Annotated in this window: 13 protein-coding genes; 7 read left to right on the forward strand and 6 right to left on the reverse strand. The window is 32.1% G+C overall.

Going from position 1 to position 19,239, the window contains the following annotated elements; translation table 11 throughout:
* The first annotated feature begins 73 nt into the window (after positions 1 to 73).
* From BLU40_RS11115 to BLU40_RS11125, 3 genes are read left to right on the forward strand one after another with little or no spacing between them, the layout of a single operon-like run.
* A complete protein-coding gene (locus BLU40_RS11115) occupies positions 74 to 1,741 on the forward strand; it encodes a sulfatase (RefSeq protein WP_090123406.1) in 1,668 nt (555 codons plus the stop codon).
* A gap of 21 nt (positions 1,742 to 1,762) precedes the next feature.
* Positions 1,763 to 4,147 carry a glycoside hydrolase family 42 gene (locus BLU40_RS11120; protein ID WP_175454778.1) on the forward strand — a complete coding sequence of 795 codons (2,385 nt, stop codon included), beginning with the start codon at positions 1,763 to 1,765 and terminating at the stop codon, positions 4,145 to 4,147.
* A 5-nt stretch (positions 4,148 to 4,152) separates the two neighbouring features.
* The gene (locus BLU40_RS11125) at positions 4,153 to 5,163 is read left to right on the forward strand and encodes a family 16 glycosylhydrolase (RefSeq protein WP_090123408.1); all 1,011 of its coding nucleotides are present in this window, start codon (positions 4,153 to 4,155) and stop codon (positions 5,161 to 5,163) included.
* Between the two features lie 7 nt (positions 5,164 to 5,170).
* On the opposite strand, the gene BLU40_RS11130 is transcribed toward BLU40_RS11125, so the two are convergent.
* Complete coding sequence (locus BLU40_RS11130) at positions 5,171 to 6,787, reverse strand: helix-turn-helix transcriptional regulator (RefSeq protein WP_090123410.1); 1,617 nt, start codon at positions 6,785 to 6,787, stop codon at positions 5,171 to 5,173.
* 164 nt (positions 6,788 to 6,951) lie between these two features.
* Between BLU40_RS11130 and BLU40_RS11135 the strand changes: the two genes are divergently transcribed.
* From BLU40_RS11135 to rsgA, 4 genes are all read left to right on the forward strand, one after another.
* Entirely contained in the window at positions 6,952 to 8,556 is a 1,605-nt protein-coding gene (locus BLU40_RS11135; RefSeq protein WP_090123412.1) for a sulfatase, read from the forward strand.
* Positions 8,557 to 8,558: 2 nt separating this feature from the next.
* Positions 8,559 to 10,136 carry a sulfatase gene (locus tag BLU40_RS11140; protein WP_090123414.1) on the forward strand — a complete coding sequence of 526 codons (1,578 nt, stop codon included), beginning with the start codon at positions 8,559 to 8,561 and terminating at the stop codon, positions 10,134 to 10,136.
* 24 nt (positions 10,137 to 10,160) lie between these two features.
* Positions 10,161 to 12,086: an FAD-dependent oxidoreductase gene (locus BLU40_RS11145; RefSeq protein ID WP_090123416.1), complete on the forward strand. Its 1,926-nt coding sequence runs from the start codon at positions 10,161 to 10,163 to the stop codon at positions 12,084 to 12,086.
* 95 nt (positions 12,087 to 12,181) lie between these two features.
* On the forward strand, positions 12,182 to 13,246 hold the full coding sequence (rsgA, locus tag BLU40_RS11150) for a ribosome small subunit-dependent GTPase A (RefSeq protein ID WP_090123488.1): 1,065 nt from the start codon (positions 12,182 to 12,184) through the stop codon (positions 13,244 to 13,246).
* 78 nt (positions 13,247 to 13,324) lie between these two features.
* Here rsgA and BLU40_RS11155 read toward each other — a convergent pair whose 3' ends face one another.
* From BLU40_RS11155 to BLU40_RS11175, 5 genes are all read right to left on the reverse strand, one after another.
* On the reverse strand, positions 13,325 to 14,707 hold the full coding sequence (locus tag BLU40_RS11155) for a sulfatase (RefSeq protein WP_090123418.1): 1,383 nt from the start codon (positions 14,705 to 14,707) through the stop codon (positions 13,325 to 13,327).
* 120 nt (positions 14,708 to 14,827) lie between these two features.
* Positions 14,828 to 15,841, reverse strand: a complete 1,014-nt coding sequence (locus BLU40_RS11160) for an L-rhamnose/proton symporter RhaT (protein WP_090123420.1) — start codon at positions 15,839 to 15,841, stop codon at positions 14,828 to 14,830.
* A gap of 6 nt (positions 15,842 to 15,847) precedes the next feature.
* Positions 15,848 to 16,612, reverse strand: coding sequence for an HpcH/HpaI aldolase family protein (locus BLU40_RS11165; protein ID WP_090123422.1), 765 nt, complete (start codon positions 16,610 to 16,612; stop codon positions 15,848 to 15,850).
* A gap of 1 nt (position 16,613) precedes the next feature.
* Complete coding sequence (locus BLU40_RS11170) at positions 16,614 to 18,068, reverse strand: aldehyde dehydrogenase family protein (RefSeq protein WP_090123426.1); 1,455 nt, start codon at positions 18,066 to 18,068, stop codon at positions 16,614 to 16,616.
* Positions 18,069 to 18,078: 10 nt separating this feature from the next.
* Positions 18,079 to 19,236 (reverse strand): mandelate racemase/muconate lactonizing enzyme family protein, encoded by a 1,158-nt coding sequence (locus BLU40_RS11175; protein WP_090123429.1) that lies wholly within the window; start codon positions 19,234 to 19,236, stop codon positions 18,079 to 18,081.
* Between the last annotated feature and the right edge of the window lie 3 nt (positions 19,237 to 19,239).

Raw genomic sequence — 19,239 nt, forward strand, 5'->3', positions numbered from 1 at the left:
GATAAAATTAAGCTAGTAAAAATTAGTTGCTTCTAGTACTTTTATAAAGTTAATACACATACAAATTTCATTTATGAAAAGCTTTATAAAAACTTCAACATTATTAGTTATACTAACACTCTTTTTTAGTTGTAATACTTCAGAAAAAAAGGAAGAAACAGTTACTAAAAAACCTAACATTCTATTTCTAGCTATCGATGATTTAAGGCCAGAATTAGGTTGTTATGGGTCAGAACTAGCTATTTCTCCAAACATTGATGCTTTGGCAAGCCAAGGTTTACAATTCGACAATGCTTATTGTCAGCAAGCTATTTGTAGCCCTTCAAGAGCTAGTATTATGACTGGTGCTCGTCCAGAATCTATAAACGTTATTGAAAACTTCACCTATTTTAGAGATGCAAATCCAGATATTGTAACACTATCTCAGCATTTTAAAAACAATGGATATGAAGCTACTCACACAGGTAAAATATATCATAAACCTGGTTTTGCTGATGGAGAATTATCTTGGAGCAGAAAACCTGCTTATGATAAAATGACTATCAAAAAAAGTAAAGGTCACGGAGGTTATGCACTTCCAGAAAACAGAAAATTATCAAAAAAGAGCACTGCTGAAATGATTGCCAAATATGGTGAAAATGCGCCAAGAAATGGTCTAGGTAAAGGACCTGCTTACGAAAGCGCAGATGTTGAAGATACATTTTATGAAGATGGATACAATGCTGAATTAGCCATTGCTACTTTAAAAGACATGTTGGAGAAAAATCCAGATAAACCATTCTTTTTAGGTATGGGAATGAAAAAGCCTCACTTAAATTTTGTGGCTCCAAAAAAATATTGGGATTTATACAACAGAGAAGACATAAAATTAACATCTCAAACTGAAGCTCCAGAAAACGGTGCAACTATGGGATTACATCCTTCTTTTGAATTACGAGCTAGATATGGAATTCCTAAAAAAGGAAACATTCCAGATTCATTAGCGGTAACTTTAAAACACGCATATTTAGCTTGTGTTAGTTATGTTGATGCTCAAATTGGTAAAATGATAAATGCTTTAGATGAAGCTGGTGTGCGTGACAACACAATTATTATTCTGTGGACAGATCACGGTTGGCATTTAGGTGAAATGGGAATTTGGGGTAAAGCAACTAATTATGAAATATCAGCACGTGTACCATTAATAATTTGGACTCCAGATATGAAAAAATCAATTAGAGGAAAAAAATCTAAGGCCTTAGTTGAATTGGTTGATATGTACCCTACTCTTTGTGACCTTGCTGGCTTAGACACTCCGAAACATGTAGAAGGTCAAAGTTTTAAACCTTTATTAGAAAACCTAGATAAAGAATGGAAAAAAGCCGCATTTACCCAATTTCCAACACCTGCATTAAGAGAATGGGCTGCTAACCCGCTTTCAAAAGGAATGCGTGAAACTTACTTTGGACCATTAATTAAAGAAGTTGAAGGTAAAATTATTAAGCAGCAAGGAAAAAAATGGGATAGAGAATTATACGAAAATTATTTAATGGGTTATGCAATGCGTACTGATCGCTACAGATTTATGGTTTGGAGAGATTACAGAGATCCAAAAGCAGAACCTGTATTTTTTGAATTATACGATCATAAAACTGACCCAACAGAAACTAAAAATATAGCTGATGAAAATCCAGAATTGGTAAAAGAGTTATTTGCTCAATTCAACAAAGGATGGAAAGGAAACTTGGCAGAAGTAAATTAACCAACTAGAAAATCAATCAAAATGAAATTACAAACTATAAAACACATTACTTTAATGTTTCTAGCATTTCTTGTAATTTCTTGTGAGCAAGAAAGCAAGAATATATATGAAAAGGAGGCATTACAAAAAATAGATATATTAGAAGATTTAATGGCTGACGCCAAATCCAAATCTATTGATATAACTAGAGAAGAAACAGTTTTATGGTTTTCTAAGGAATTTATAAAGTTTGCAAATTGGGATGAAAATAATAAAGAAGCCATTGAACAATTATTTGGCTACGAACGATATTATGAAGACAAGAAAAAGCAATTAGCTGAAGATTTACCAGACTTTGAACGTAAAAAGGTTATTGAAATATTAGATAAAGGAATCGCAGATCTTAACAAAGAACTTAGTGGTGAAATAAAGCGTCGTCCAGTACATAAGGTAGATTGGCAAAATGCAAAAGCAGGAGATGATATGTTTGTAAGTAACGGTAAACCATCTTTTCCATACGACTATTTCTCAAAAACTGTAGGACAACCTTTAACAAACACTGATGTTTATAATGATCATTTAGGAGCACTTTATCATGGTGGTGAAAATTTGTATCCAGTTGATCACGACCGTGCAATTAATTCATTCTTATTAAAAGAAGACGGTACGTTTGATGAAGAGTTAATGAAAGAACTTACATCCATTCCAGACACTAATATTGGATTCTTAATTTATTGGTCTATGGGTATTCCAGAGTGGGTTGAAGCCAAAGAACCTGAAATTAGAAAAGGACGTTCTTTATTTACAGGATTTGATATCGACAATCCTCTTGCTAGAGATGTTTGGGGAAAAATTATTCGTCGTACTGGTGAATTAACTAAAGGTAAAAAAGTTACAGAATTAGGCTACATTTTTGCTAATGAACCTCACTGGTATTCTGAAAAAGATCATTGGACGTATAATTATAAAGAAATGAATGGTATTTCTTCATATACTAAGAACAAATTCAAAAATTGGCTTAAAAAAACCTATAACGGAAATATTAAAAAGTTGAATTCTAATTGGAGTTCTTCTTATGCTAATTTCGATGCTATTGAAATAGAAATCCCTATAGATATAGCTTTAAGAGGAACACCAAAATGGTACGATTGGAATCGTTACCATATGGATAGAACAACTGAATGGTTTAAGTTCAATCAAGATGAATTACATTCTGTAAATCCAGAAGCTGATACGCATATAAAACTATTCCCACGAACATTCTATGAAGATTCACGTTCTCACGGAATGGATTTTGAAGCACTTACAGAGTTAACAACTATGATTGGTCATGATGCTAAAGCTCTTGGTGGCCCAAGTATAAGATCACACATAAACTCAGACTGGAATAAGCAATATGCTTATAAATGGGATGGTATGGCAATTCTACATGATTTCTTAGAATCTGTTGGGCCAAATAAAATTAATGTAAACTCTGAATCTCATTTTCTTTCTTCAGGAATGTGGAGAGAAATGGATCCAAGAACAAGTTATATTAGAAACGTTTATTGGTTATCTACCTTAATGGGAATGGATGCAAATATGGGATGGTTTTGGGCTAGAGATCCAGATGGTTCTCCAGAAGATCGATTAGAAGGTGAATTAAATTTCTTCGATCCAGGTTTAGGTGGTGCTTATGCAGGATCTAACAATATGCAACCACATATTGCTAATGAAGTTACCCAAGTTATGTTCGATTTAAATACGTTTTCTGAAGAAATAATTGCCCTTCGTAAACAAGCTCGACCTCTACGTTTCTTTTATTCTGAAGCTTCAGCAATTAATACTCCAAATTATATGACAGAGACAGGAAAACTGTACAAGTCTTTATTCTTTGAAGGTTTCCCTCTAGGTTTTGCAACTAAAAACATAATTAAAAAACAAAACAATTCAACTTGGAATACAATTATTGTTTATAAAACAAAGTATGTTACTGATGCTGAATTTAACACGTTACAATCTTATTTAAACAATGGAGGAACTGTAATTTTAGACTCTTCGGAAAGTTTATCTATGAATGAATATGGTAAAAAACGTGCTAAAAAATTAACTGCAGGTAAAGGAAAATTAATTGCTTTAAATAATGCTGATAAGAATGAAATCAAAAAAGTTGCATTAGCTGAAGTTGCAGACCTTATGCCAGAAATAATTGTTGAATCAACTAATGGAAAAGAGTTTAAAACAACTATTTCTCGTGTTGTAAAACAAGAAAATGGCTCATACTTGGTTAACATATTAAATGTTGGTCATGATAAAACTAAGGTTAAGTTATCATCAAGATCTGGAACACAAATTACAATCAAGAATTTATTAACATCAAATACTGTAAATACTGAATTCGATTTAGCATCTGAAGGAGTTTTATTACTTGAAGTTATTACAAAATAATTATAATGAAATTATCAAACTATTTTATTTTATTAGCATTGATTTCAATCTGTATTTCAGCTTGTAGCTCTAATGATGACGATTCAATACCAGATCCTGATCCTGTTGTAACTCCTAACCCAGATCCAATTCCCGACCCAGACCCAGAACCAAATGCAGATTACCCTCTTTCAGACCAAACAAATTCAGGTAATTGGCAATTAATAGAAGCTGTAAGTGATGAGTTTGAAGGCACAAAATTAGATGAGAACAAATGGCTAATTCAAGGTAGAAATGGTGTATTTCAATCTAACTTTAAAGGAAGAGCTCCTTCTCAATTTTCAACAGAAAATATACGATTAGAAGACGGAATGTTAAAATTAGAAACTCGTTGGGAGCCTGATTATAATTTCAACCCAACTCACGATAAAAATGGTGACCCGTATGAAAACATTACAACTGCAGCCATTATTACAAAAAGTGAGTTTGTTTACGGATATTTAGAAATAAAATCTAAAGCTGCCGATGCAGAAATAACTAGCTCGTTTTGGGCAACTGGAAATAATACTGAATTCGATTTTTTTGAAATGTTTGGTAACCATAAACAGGCAACAAAAAAAGAAAAAGAAAAAGAATTGTGGTGGTCTATACACGATTGGTCTTCTGCTGGTGGTGGTAAAACCACTTACACAGAACATCAAGACCTAGGGTTTAGAGTTGCCGATGACTTTCACGTATATGGATATGATTGGAGCCCTGATGGAGTTAAAATTTATATTGATGGGCAGCTATTTAGAGATGTTTCTAAAGAAACAATAAATGCGTATGATGATACTACCAATGGCGGCGGAAATGGTGCAAACGAGAACTTTGTAGTTACCAAACCTATTAAATTATGGTTAGACCAAGAAACTTTTCCTTGGCACGGTGTACCTGATAGCCTAGAAGACCTTGAAGCAAATAGTCCTGCAGGTAAGAAAACTGATGGAATTGTAGATTTTGAGGTTGAATACGTACGTGTTTGGCAAAAAAAATAAATCCTAATTATATTGAATTGATAAATGAAGTTAGATTGACATCTCGATCTAACTTCATTTTTTTTCTTAAGCGATGGCGTGCAACGTGTATACTTCCTACTGATATACCCAATAAATAAGCCATTTCTTTACCTGAAAAATTAAGTTTAATCAAGGCACAAATTTTTAAATCTGCTGCGCTTAAATTAGTTACTTTGAGTTTTAATTGTTCATAAAAATCTTCATTTAAAGAAGTAAACCTATAATTAAATTCATCCCATAAACTACCCGAAGTATGTTCAATTGATTTTAATAATGTTTTAGCAGTTTTTGTTGAATCTTTAGCTTCAATATGGTCTTTTAACTGTTTAATAATTTGATCTTTCTCTATTAATTTAAGCATATTAGCTGTTAGCTCTTTATTTTTATGTTCTAATATTTCTTTTGAATTCTGTTGCTTTTTTTGATGCTTAATATGTTTAATTCTATTCCAAATAATTAAACCTGCAATTACTAAAGTAGATAGCGTAATAAAAAACAATATTCTAAAACTTAATACTTCTTGTTTTTTTTCAGATAGCATTAACTTATTAGTAGCTAACTCGTTATTTTTTTTAATAAGTTGATTCTTATAATAATTATTAACCACTATAAAACCTCTATTTCCATCAGTTCTTGTATTTAAATAAGTATCATTAATTTGTTTAGAAATTGCCAAATTATTATATGCTAATTTATTTTCACCTAACTTACTCAACAATTCAGCATATTTTTCATGAAAATACGCCTTATAAAACGTGAGTTCACCACTAACACACTTTATTTTTAATGATTTCTCATAATAAAGTTTAGCTTTATTTAAATTATTATTCAACCTATAAACATTTCCTAAAACTGCATAAACAATTATTAAAAAACTTTTTTTATTGGCTGTTTCTTCATTTACAACTTTAATGTTTTCTAATTCAAAAGCTAGTTCTTCCAGCAATTTTATTGCTTTATCTGTTTGTCCTACATGTCTAAGGTAAAAGGACTTTTTTTCTTTTAAAAAAAGTTTAGTACTTGCTTTAAAGGTAAAATCTCTTGAAATTGAAGCGCAACTATCTATGTAAAACTTTAAGTTATCAACATCAATAATGCGTTGGTAGTATAGAACCATATTATAATAAGATCTATATAACTGTTTTGCTGAAATTTCCCCTCTTTTGAATAACTCTTTATATAAAAAATGCGACCTTTTAAAAGATTCTCCAACATCATTATCTTGTTTAAACAAATAATTTAACACTCCAAATTCTTCATAGCTTTTAGCAATTAACAAAGAGTCTTTAAATTCTTCAGAAAGAATCAAAGCATCACCAGTTTTATTAAATGATTTATTATAATCTAGTTGTTTTCTATAATAAGCACTCAAAGAAATTAAACTTTTTATAAGGCTAGTAGTATCATTTTTAACCACTGCTTTTTTATATAAGTTATTTAATTTAATTTCAACTGAATCTATTAAAATATTAGAATCTAATAAACCTTCATACTTGTATGTTTTAAATTGCTGCCCTTGTAAGCAATAAAAAAACAAAAAGTTAAACACTATAAACAATAAAATACGTTTACCCGCTATAAACACACTTTTTAAAACATTCATTACCAATATTTTAATATAATATTATAAAAATACAATTAATTAAACTGTTAAGTTTAAAAAAAAGTAAAAAAAAGCAAATGTTAAGTTTTTGTAAGATGTTTTAATTAAGAATATTGTATGTAATTATGTAAATTACAACAATTAAAATTCAACAAATAACAATAATGAAAAAACTATTATTTATAATTCTATTATGTATAATTAATACAGTTGAAGCACAACAAAAACCAAATATTCTTTTTATTGCAATTGATGATTTACGCCCTGAATTAGGATGCTATGGATCTGACATTGCTATAAGCCCTAATATGGACAAGCTAGCAAGTGAAGGTTTATTATTTAACAATGCTTATTGCCAACAAGCTATATGCGGACCTTCAAGAGCAAGTTTAATGACAGGTGTTAGACCATCAACAAGCGGAGTAACCCATAACTACATTCGTTTTAGAGATCAACTTCCGCAGGTAAAAACTATAGCGCAACATTTTACTTCAAACGGGTATCAATCGGTTTATTATGGGAAAATTTTTCATCACGGTGATGAAGATGAAATCTCGTGGACTAGACCTCAACTTAAAGGTGATAAAAAACCTGTTGGTTTTGCGCTACCTGAAAATAACAAAGTTAGAGCAGAAACACGTAAAAAAATGTTTGCAAAATATGGTAAAGTTGCTAAATATGGCTTGGCAATGGGACCTGCATATGAATGTGCTGATGTACCAGATGACACTTATTCTGATGGTTTAAATACCAACTTAGCAATTCAAACAATAAAAAATATGGTTAAAGAAGATGGAAAGCCTTTTTTCTTAGGTTTAGGTTTTCATAAACCACATTTAAATTGGGTAGCTCCTAAAAAATATTGGGATTTATATAATAAAGATGCTATTAAACTATCTACCCAAACAAACGCTCCATTTAATGGTGCAGAAATGGGGATTCACCCTTCTTTTGAATTAAGGGTAAGAAGTGGAATTCCTAAAAGCGGAAAATTAAATAATGAATTGTCAACAACATTAAAACACGCTTATTTAGCTTGTGTGAGTTACGTAGATGCACAAATAGGAAAAGTTATAAATGCTTTAGACGAGGCTGGAATTAAAGACAATACCATTATTGTTTTATGGGGTGATCACGGTTGGCATTTAGGTGAAATGGGAATTTGGGGAAAAGCCACAAATTATGAAATTGCTACACGAGTACCAATGATGATTTACACTCCAAATATGCCAACTAAAAGCAGAGGTAAAAAAACAAATGCTTTAGTAGAATTAGTGGACATATACCCTACATTATCTGATTTAGCAGGATTAAAAACACCTACACATTTAGAAGGAAAAAGCTTTAAACCTTTATTAAAAAATCCAGAAAAAAAATGGAAAAAAGCTGCATTTAGCCAATTTCCTTCACCTGCATTAAGAGAATGGGGAGCTTTCCCAATTAGACCAGCAATGCGTGAAACATATTTTGGTCCTTTATTAAAAGAAGTTGAAGGTAAAATTAAACTTCAACAAAAAGAAAAATGGGATAGAGATTTATTTGAAAACCATTTAATGGGTTATGCCATGAGAACCAAAGATTACAGATTTGTAATTTGGAAAGACAGTAGGAATAAAAATAGCAAACCTGTATATGTTGAGTTATTTGATCATAAAACTGACCCTACTGAAACTACAAACATTGCTAATAAACATCCAAAACTTGTCTCAAAACTGTTAAAAACCTTCAATAAAGAATGGAAAAAGGTACATAAACCAAAAACTCTTTAATTATGACAAAAAAGACTTTATTTAAAATATCAATCCTAGTAGTTTTAACTCTTTTATTTTCAGCAAACAACTCAGTTGCTCAAAACTCAAAAAAACCTAATGTGTTGCTTATAATGCTTGATGATTTAAATGATTATGTTGGTTTTTTAGGTGGACATCCTCAGGTACAAACTCCAAATATGGATGCCTTAGCTAAAGAGAGTGTAATTTTTACTAATGCACACACCAACGCTCCTATTTGTGCACCATCAAGGGCTAGTATGCTTACTGGTATTTATCCTCATGAATCAAAAAATTTTTGGTTCTCCAAATGGACACAAAATAATATATTAAAAAACAGCAAAACACTAATGCAATTTATGAGCGACAATGGTTATGAAACCTATGGAACTGGTAAACTAATGCATGACAGAGTTAAAAGTGAATGGAATGAATATGGCGTTGAAAATGATTTTGGCCCATATGCTTTTGATGGTAAAAAAGCCGCAAGACATCCATCTGTTCCCAAAGAATATTACCAAAACAAAAATGATGGCTTGTATAGCTCTTTAGCTGATGTGCCAAATGTACCAGCATCTAATAAAGTTAAAGGATATAAAGGTTGGTACGACATTAAAAACAGAAAACATTTTAAATATGTTAACGATGATAATCGAGACCTATTAAGTGATGAAAAAAGTGCGAATTGGGCTGTATCTAAAATAACGGAACTAGAAAACAAAAGTAATTCTTCACCATTTTTTATGGCTGTTGGTTTTGTTCGTCCACATACACCATTAGTAGCTCCTCAAAAATATTTTGATAAATATCCTTTAGAAAGTTTACAACTTCCAAAAATTAAGGAGAATGATTTTGAAGACACTTATTATAGATCTACTTTTAAATGGACTCCTGCATGGGCAAAACATTATGAAGAATTAAAAGCCTCATATACTAATTTTGATGATGGTTTACGTGCGTATCTTCAAGCTTACTTAGCTTGTGTAAGTTTTGCTGACGACCAAGTTGGTAAAGTAATAACAGCCTTAAAAAACAGCAAATTAAATAATAATACTATTGTAATTTTAGTAAGTGACCACGGTTATAATCAGGGGGAAAAAGAATTTATTTATAAAAATAATTTATGGGAAGAAACTACAAGAATTCCAATGTTAATTCGTTCTCCTGAATTCAAAAAAAATGGTGGAAAAAAAGTGAAAAATCCGGTTTCTTTAATAGATGTTTATCCAACCATTGCTGACTTATGCAATATTAAAGTCAGAAATCTAAAAAATGAAAACGGCAAGTTACTAAGTGGTTTTAGTATGAAACCATTTTTAGAAGACCCAGAAAACGGAAAATGGAATGGCCCAAATGTAGCATTAACAGTCGTTCGAGGAAATTTCAAAAGTAATGAACCTAATGGGCAAAGCTATTCTGTTCGTTCAAAAAATTATAGATATATCCGCTATGTAAACGGTAAAGAAGAACTATACAACCATACCAGCGACACTTATGAATGGACAAATTTAGCGAAAAATCCAACATATAAAAAAGTGAAAAAGAAGCTAAAAAAAGAACTAGATAACTTATTAAAATAACACATTAAAAATATACACCTTATAATGAAACGTAGAGATTTTTTTAAGAAAGGAACCAAAGGAGCAATTGCTGCCAGTTTAATACCTATTGCTGGTAATGCTTTTGAAATGAATTCAGACCTAGAAAAAATAAAACCAACAAATTGGGAACAGCAAGGAGCTGGGATAAAAGAAATTCCAAACCGTAAAAAAACACTTAATTATGATGTTGCTGTTTTGGGTGCTGGATTGGCAGGAATTTGCGCAGCAGTTTCAGCAGCTAGAAACGGTGTCAAGACTGTTTTAGTTCAGGACCGTCCAGTTTTAGGAGGAAATAGCTCTAGCGAAATTAGAGTTCATGTAAACGGAGTAGGTCACTTAAAACCTGATAATTGGGCTGAACGTGAAACAGGAATTATTGAAGAATTACTTTTGTTGAATAGGTTTCAAAACCCTCAGCAATCATTCCCTGTTTGGGATCACGTTTTATACGATTATGTACATCAAGTTGAAAATTTAGATTTAATGCTAAACACCCAAGCTATTGAAGCCAATATGGATGGTAATAAAATAGTTTCTGCCCGTTGTTGGCAATTAACTACTGAAACTGAATTCACTATAAACGCTCAACAGTTTATAGACTGTTCTGGTGATGGAATGTTAGCAGCTTCAGCAGGTGCTATTTTTAGAACTGGTAGAGAGGCCTCTTCTGAATTTAACGAAGTTTACGCACCAAAGGTTGCTGATGGATGGCAAATGGGAGCTACTATTCTGTTTTCAACAAAAGATATGGGAAAACCAATGCCTTTTACACCGCCTTCTTACACTCTTAAATACGATGCTGAAAATGCATATAAAAGAAAAGTGAAACCATATGTTGGAGGTATCTGGTGGGTTGAAGTTGGAAGTGAAAATGATATTATTGCCGAAGCCGAAACTAGCAGACATAAAATTATGGGGTATATGTATGGTGTTTGGGATTATATTAAAAACTCTGGAGACTTTCCAGATTCTGAAAATTTAGCGTTAGACTGGGTTGGAGCTGTACCAGGTAGAAGAGAATCTCGCAGGTTTATAGGAGATTATATACTTTCAGAAAAAGATTTAACGGAACACAGACATTTTGAAGATGGTGTTGCTTATGGCGGATGGAGCATTGACGAACACGGTGAAGGAGGAATAGAAAATTTAAAAGTTCCAGGTAGTTATTTCCACCATCATTTCAAAAAAATATATGAAATTCCATACAGAAGCCTGTATTCAAAAAATATTGAAAATTTACAATTCTCAGGTCGAAATATAAGTCAAACCCATATTGCTCTTTCATCTTCAAGAGTTATGGCAACCTGTGCAACTATGGGACAAGCTACAGGTACGGCAGCTAGTTTGTGTGTAAAGAAAAATGTGAATCCAAGAGATATTGCTCAAAACTATATAAATAATTTACAGGAACAATTATTAAGAGATGATTCTTATGTTCCTTTAAGACCTGCGAATGACAATCTAGATCTAGCTCGAAAGGCTAATTTAATATTTGGTTCATCTACATTATCAGGTAATGCTAAAAACCTTGTAAATGGAATTGCAAGAGATATAGATGGAAACATTAATCATTGGCAAGCAGATGGTTTAAATGCTGAACTACAATTAGAATGGAGTAAATCAATAAAACTTTCTAAAGTTGAAATTAAGTGCGACACGAATCTTAAAAAGAACATTTTTATGCACAAGCTTTCACCTGAAAACAAAAAACACACAAGTGTTGTTCCTGCAGAATTATTAAAGTCTATGGAAGTTGAAGCTCGTATTAAAGGAGAATGGGTAAAAGTTGGTGAAATAGACAATAATAAAACTCGACTTATTAAATTCAATTTTGACCAAATAAAAACTACAGCAGTTAGGTTAAAACTAAAAGAAACATACGGATATAAAAACATTAAATTGTTTGAAGTAAGATGTTATGAAGCTTAAAATTTTAAAAGTGCCTATAAACTATATGCACTTTTTTACTAATATTTTGTACGTTTAATTGGTTATCTTTAATGTTCAATTACAACAAAAAAATAATGACACTAAATGATTTAGGGTTTAACAAACAATTAGACAACTATAGAATAGAACAAGGTTTAGATTCTTTTGAAGTTGCTCGTGTAATTTCAGAACATAAAGACCGATATACAGTTAAAACAGCTGCTAATGAATTTGATGCTGAACTTATTGGAAACTTAAGGTTTTCTGCTGAATCTAAGCACGATTTACCTGCTGTTGGAGATTGGGTTGCTATTAGCGAATATGACGAAAACAAAGCATTAATTCATTCTGTATACCCACGAACTTCAATTCTTGAAAGAAAAGCAATTGGTAAACTAGGCGAAACTCAAATTATTGCTACTAATATAGACGTTGGTATAATTGTATTAGCAGTAAATAGAGATTTTAACATTAACAGAATAGAGCGTTATTTAACCATTTGTAATTCTTCAAAAATTGAACCTATAATACTAATTAGTAAAATTGATTTAATTGATGCTTCAGAATTAAAGATATTATTAAATGAAATTAAAAAACGCATAAAAAATATTTCCATAATTGCAATAAGTAATCAATCTCAAATAGGTATAGATATTATTAAACAAAAACTAACCAAAGGTAAAACCTATTGTTTACTAGGCTCTTCAGGCGTTGGAAAATCAACATTAATAAATAGTCTAATGGGTAAAAACATTATGATTACAAAAGAAATTAGTGACAGTATTGATAGAGGAAAACACGCTACAACCCATAGAGAGTTGATTGTTTCGGAAAATGGAATTTTAATTGACAATCCTGGAATGAGAGAAGTTGGAATTACAGACAATTCCGAAGCTCTTGAAATTACTTTTGATGAAATTACCAATTTAGCACTTAACTGTAAATTTAATGATTGCTCACATACAAATGAAAAAGGTTGTGCAATTATAGAAGCTTTGGAAAATGATGAATTAGATAATGATTCTTATCTTAATTTTCAGAAAATGGAACGTGAAAGAAACTTTTTTGACTCAAACCAAGAAGAAAGAAAAAAGAAAGATAAAGATTTAGGTAAACTGATTAAAAGAGTTGTAAAACAACGAAAAAAGCACAAGTTTTAAACAAGATATTATTCAAAAAAAAACTCCTTCAAAATTAACATATTTCAAAGGAGTCTTTTTTATCAAACTAATTTTTAACTAGTTTCTATATCTATCCATTCTATCTATATCAACTTTTTCGAATTTCTTTTGAAGTAACCAAGCTGGTCTTTCTAGAGTTAATTCCCAATGATATAATTTTTTGAATAATTGCTTTACTCTATCTGGATAATAAACTGCTAAATTTTTCTTTTCTGAAGGATCATCTTCAATATTAAATAACTCTGCAGGTCTATCAGAGTATCTAATTAATTTCCAGTCTCCATCTCTAACAGCTGCTCTTGCTCCTAATTTCCAGAATAATTCCTTGTGCGGACGTTCTGTATTTAAACCTTGAACAAAAGGTACAATATTAACACCATCTACATTCTTCAAATCTTTAGTTTTCCCACCTCCTGCTGCATAAAAAGTAGGTAATAAATCTAGAGTGCTAATTGGGTAATTATACGTTGTATTTTCTTGAATTTTCCCTGGCCACTTCATTAAAAACGGCACACGAATACCACCTTCTAAGTGGTTAGATTTTGTTCCACTTAACGGTAAATTAATTGAAGCATTTTTATCTGTTGGACCTCCATTATCATTTGAAAAAACAACTAAAGTATTATCCTCTAAACCAAGTTCTTTTAGCTTATCTAAAACATTTCCACAGGCTCTATCCAACCCTAAAGTCATAGCTGCAACTTCTTGTCTTTTACCTGTTAGTTCAGGAAACTTTGCTAAATCTTCTTTAGTAGCGTGCATTGGTGTATGAACCGCATTAAATGAAAGCACAATAAAAAATGGTTTTTTCTTATTGCGTGTCATAAAATCAATTGCTTCATCAGCAAGCTTATCTGTTAAATAGCCATCGTGCTCTTTAAAATTTCCAAAGTTCTTTTCTAACTTATTCAATTCTTCTTGTGGTGGTTTTGTATATGCCCAATAATCTCTTGCACCACCTCTAAAACCGTAAAACTCATCGAAACCTCTTTTCATAGGATGAAACTTATCTGCACCACCTAAATGCCATTTTCCATAAAAAGCAGTTTGGTATCCAATACTTTTCATATAATCTCCCATAGTAGTTTCAGTCAAAGGAATTCCCATATTAGGGCCGTCTAACCCAGACATTTTACTCATATATTGAGGAACATTATTCTCTTCGAACCCAAAACGTTGCTGGTATCTACCTGTTAACAAACCAGCTCTTGAAGGACCGCAAACTGATGCAGAAACGTAACCTTGTGTAAATTGAACTCCTTCTGAAGCCAACTTATCTAAATTAGGAGTTATCATTACTTCACTTCCTTGAAAACCAAAATCTGCATACCCTGCATCATCCGAAAATAATAAAATAACGTTTGGTTGTTTTTGTGCACTTGTATATTGAAATACCAATGACACAATAACCAATACTAAAACCGTTTTTAAATTTTTCATAATTTTATATTTATTATTAAAAACAACTAATCCACAATAAAAATTGTGGAATTAGTTTATTGCACAAAACTTAAGTTAACCGACTTTTTTTATACAATTAATTGTTTATACTTTTCTACTCTAAGAATAACCCATTACAACTACCGCAACAATAATTACAAATACACCTAGTAGCATTATGTAAAAAGGTTTTTTTGCACCTTCCCATTCTTTATTCAAATAAGACCATATATTACCAACAATTAAAGAAAGACCTAACATAATTGGCCAAGCAATTACATCTCCAAGACTTCCCATAAGCGTTGCTCCTTGCCCATATATTCCTAAAGCACCAAACCAAAGTATAGCTGCTCCAATAGACCAAGCATATGCTTTTCCAGCATTTGGTGTTGAGAATGAACTCCACGTATTATTTTTGAATAATAAGAATAGTGCGTAACCTGCATTTATTGCAAATCCACCCCAAAGTACAACTACCCAAATAGCTAAACTACTGTTACGTGCAATTGCTCCGGCTTCTTGTGCTATAGCACCTATTGCACTTCCTTCAGCAAAACCAATTGCTAAAAAGGCTGATAAGAATCCACTTAAAACCGCTATAATTATTCCTAATTTTAAATTTACTTTTTCTCCACTAGCTTCAGTAATTGCTTGTAATTTGTCTTTTTGCACACCAGCATAAGCGGTAATTGCAACTCCAACAACCATTAAAGCTACTCCTCCTAAAATATAAGGTAATGCTGGTATCATACTTTGATATTGAGCATCATCAGCAGTAAATAAAGGAATTAAACCACCTGCAGCGGCACAAACTCCCATTACAATTCCATAGGTTAAAGAAATCCCGATATAAGGAACACTTTTTCCAAACATAATTCCTCCAACTCCCCACAAAGCTCCAAAAGCCATAGCCATTAACATATCTTCTGAAGGTGCACTTGTAACTACACTAAATAAATCTGGGGTTACAAAATACGCCCATAAAGTTGGTAATAATATCATGGCGAATAGTGAATGAACTAACCACCAAGCCTCCCATTTTAGGGGGTTCATAAATTTCATTCCAAGTCCAAAAGAACCTTGAAAAATACTAGCAAAAATTACTAGCAAAAAAGGAAAAAGCATTGATTCCATATATATTTAATTGTTAAGTTGATTTGTAATTTCTTTAAAATTTTTCATTATTAATCCAACATCTACAGCGTAAGATATGTATTGAACTCCTATTGATTTCCACATTTTAGCATCTTCGACAGATTCAGTAAAAGTTCCAACTGCCTTACCATATTGTTGGGCAAGTTTTACGGCATCTTTCATTGCTTTCATAACTTTCTCGTGTTTAACTTCTCCCGGAACACCACAAGATTGAGATAAATCATAAGGCCCTAGAAAAATAACATCAATGCCTTCAACAGAAACTATTTCTGAAAGGTTTTCGATACCTTCCATACCTTCAATATGAATTATAGTAGTAATAGAATCATTGGCTGAACCAAAATGAGTTGCACCATCTATTGCAGTATAATCAGCAGCTCGCACATATCTACACATACCTCTTTCTCCTTTAGGATAAAAAGATGTTGCTTTTACAACTTTTTGTGCGTCTTCTTTCGTACAAATTTGTGGTACTTGAACACATTTTGCGCCAATATCTAACGTTCTTAAAATTAGAGTTTCAGAATTTTCAGTAACTCTTACAATAGGAGTTAATCCTCTTGCTTCAGCAGCTCTAATCATATTCTGAACAGACTCGGTTCCGTAAGGACCGTGTTCCATATCAATTATTACAAAATTAAAACCACTTAAGGCTGCAATTTCTACAATTGCTGGGTCTTGAATTTTGCAAAAAGGACCGTATACGGTATCTCCTTTTGTTAAGCTATCTTTTAGTAGATTGGTTACCATTTTACAAGGCTGTAGAAACTCTCTTTTTAACTAAATAATCATCTAAAGCTAGGTGAGAACAATCGTGACCAATACCACTATTTTTAATTCCACCGTGCGGTAAATAAATAGCATATTTTACACCATTAATTTGTATTTCACCAAACTCTAAATCTTCTGTAAAACGCTCAATTCTTTTATGATTGTTTGTAAAAATATAGGAAGCTAATCCATACTCTGTATCGTTTGCCATTTCTAATACTTCATCATCAGTATCAAAACTCATAATACCTGCAACGGGTCCAAAAGTTTCTTTTCTAAATAAATCCATTTCTGTAGTTATTCCAGAAACAACTGTAGGTTCAATCCAGTTTCCATCTTCTGGAAAACCTTCTGGAACTTTTCCTCCGTATTCTAATTTTGCGCCTTTGCTAACGGCATCTTCAACTAAATCAAACATTCTATCTCTGTCTGATTTTGATACTACAGGTCCCATAAATACATCTGGATTTTCTTTAATTCCAAATCCTAATTTTAATTCTGAAGTTCTTTTAACAAAAGCTTTTACAAACTTGTCGTAAATATTTTTATGAACCATTACTCTATTTGCTGCAACACAAATTTGACCTGAATTATGGAAATTCAATACCACAGCTAAGTTTAAAGCTGCTTCAAAATCTGCATCTTCAAATACCATAAATGGTGCGTTTCCACCCAATTCCATTCCTAATTTTTTGATAGAAGTTGTACTATCTGCAATTACTTTTTGACCAGTAGCTGTTGAACCAATCATAGTTAATATAGCTGGAATTTTACTTTTTGTCATTGGTGTTGCAACTTCTCTACTAGAACCTGCAACTATATTTACAACGCCTGCTGGAAAATTAATGCTATGCATAATTTCTCCAATCATATATGTTGATAAAGGAGATAATGTAGATGGTTTTATTATTAACGAACACCCTGCAGCTAAAGCTGGTCCTAATTTAAAACCAACATTTAACAATGGAAAATTCCAAGCTAAATATGCAACCGCAACACCTGCTGGTTTCGAAATCATTTTATGAGTATGCGTATTCTCATAATCTGGAATTTGCTCTTCTCTTAAGTTTTTCATTGCAGCCGGATACCATTCTAAAGCATTTACAACTGCCTCAATATCTTCAGCGGCGCCACCATAGGTTTTACCCATTTCGTGAACCATTGCTGTTTTTAATTCGTGTTCTTTATCTAACACTGCTGAACGTAATTTAGTCATCCATTCAGTTCTTTCAGCCAACGATAATTTAGACCAATATTTAAATCCTTTATCTGCCGCTTCTAAAGCTTTTTCAGCATCAGCAGTTCCTGCTTTTGCAATTTGAGCTATAACTTCTCCTGTTGCTGGGCAAACTACATCTTCTCTTTCTCCACTTACTGAATCTAAAAGCTCACCCCCTATATATAGTTTTTTATATCCGAAATTTTGAGTTTTCATTTTGTATATTTTAAATAATTGGACTTTCTACTAAGTTTGTTGAAACTGAATATTCTCTTAAAACATTCTCATCAATATCAATACCTAATCCTGGCCTTGTTGGAACTTCTATCATTCCATCTTTCATTTCTATTTTTGGGTAGGTAAGTTTTTCTCTTAACCCATTTTCCGTTTGATCGTATTCCATTAAAAACTCTGGAGCATACATTCTTCCTGGTATAGCTTCTAAATTTGAAATAAAATGTAATGCTACGTGAATACCTATTGAAGTTCCCCAAGTGTGTGGAATAATATCAATACCATTTGCACTTGCTATTGCTGAAATTCTTTTAGCCTCGGTTAAACCTCCACTTGCACAAATATCTGGCTGAATAATATCTACAGATTTATTTTTTATTAATTGTTGAAATCCAAAACGAAAATACTCACATTCACCTCCTGAAATTGGAATGGTAGTTTTACTCCTCAGTTCTCTAGATTGCTCATAAAACTCTGGAGAAATAGGTTCTTCGAACCAACCGATATCGTATTTCTCAATTTTTCTTGCTAATTCTGTAGCTTCTCTTAACGTATATGCGTGATTAGAATCTACCATTAAACCAATATCTGGCCCTATTGCTTCACGAATAGCTTTTACAATTTCAATATCCTTTTTTATACCTAATCCAACTTTCATTTTCATAGATTTAAAACCTTGCTCTACATACATTTTGGCCTCTTCCACCAATCCTTCCGCAGGGTTTTCATAATTAGTAAAGTATAAACCTGTTGCATACGGTCTAATTTTAGTTCTTAATGCTCCACCAAGTAATGTTGAAACTGGTAAGCCTAAAATTTTACCTTTTAGATCCCATATTGCAATATCAATTGCACTTATAGAAGCAGCTAAAACACCTCTTCTAGCAAAATCTAATGTTTTTCGATACATATGGTTCCACACAACTTCATTTTCTAACGGGTTCAACCCAACTACATGAGGCGCCAATAGTTTTACACCTTCTTCTAAAACAGCTGCAGGTCCATATCCTTCTCCCCAACCATAACTACCATCTGAAGCAGTTACTTTAACAACACATATACATCTCTCTGAATATTCCCATTGAGAAAAGAAAAAACTTTTTGACAGTTTATCTTTAAGTATGAACGTTTCTATTTTTTCAATTGTCATAAT

Source organism: Lutibacter oricola (assembly GCF_900106565.1).
Taxonomy (GTDB): Bacteria; Bacteroidota; Bacteroidia; order Flavobacteriales; family Flavobacteriaceae; genus Lutibacter; species Lutibacter oricola.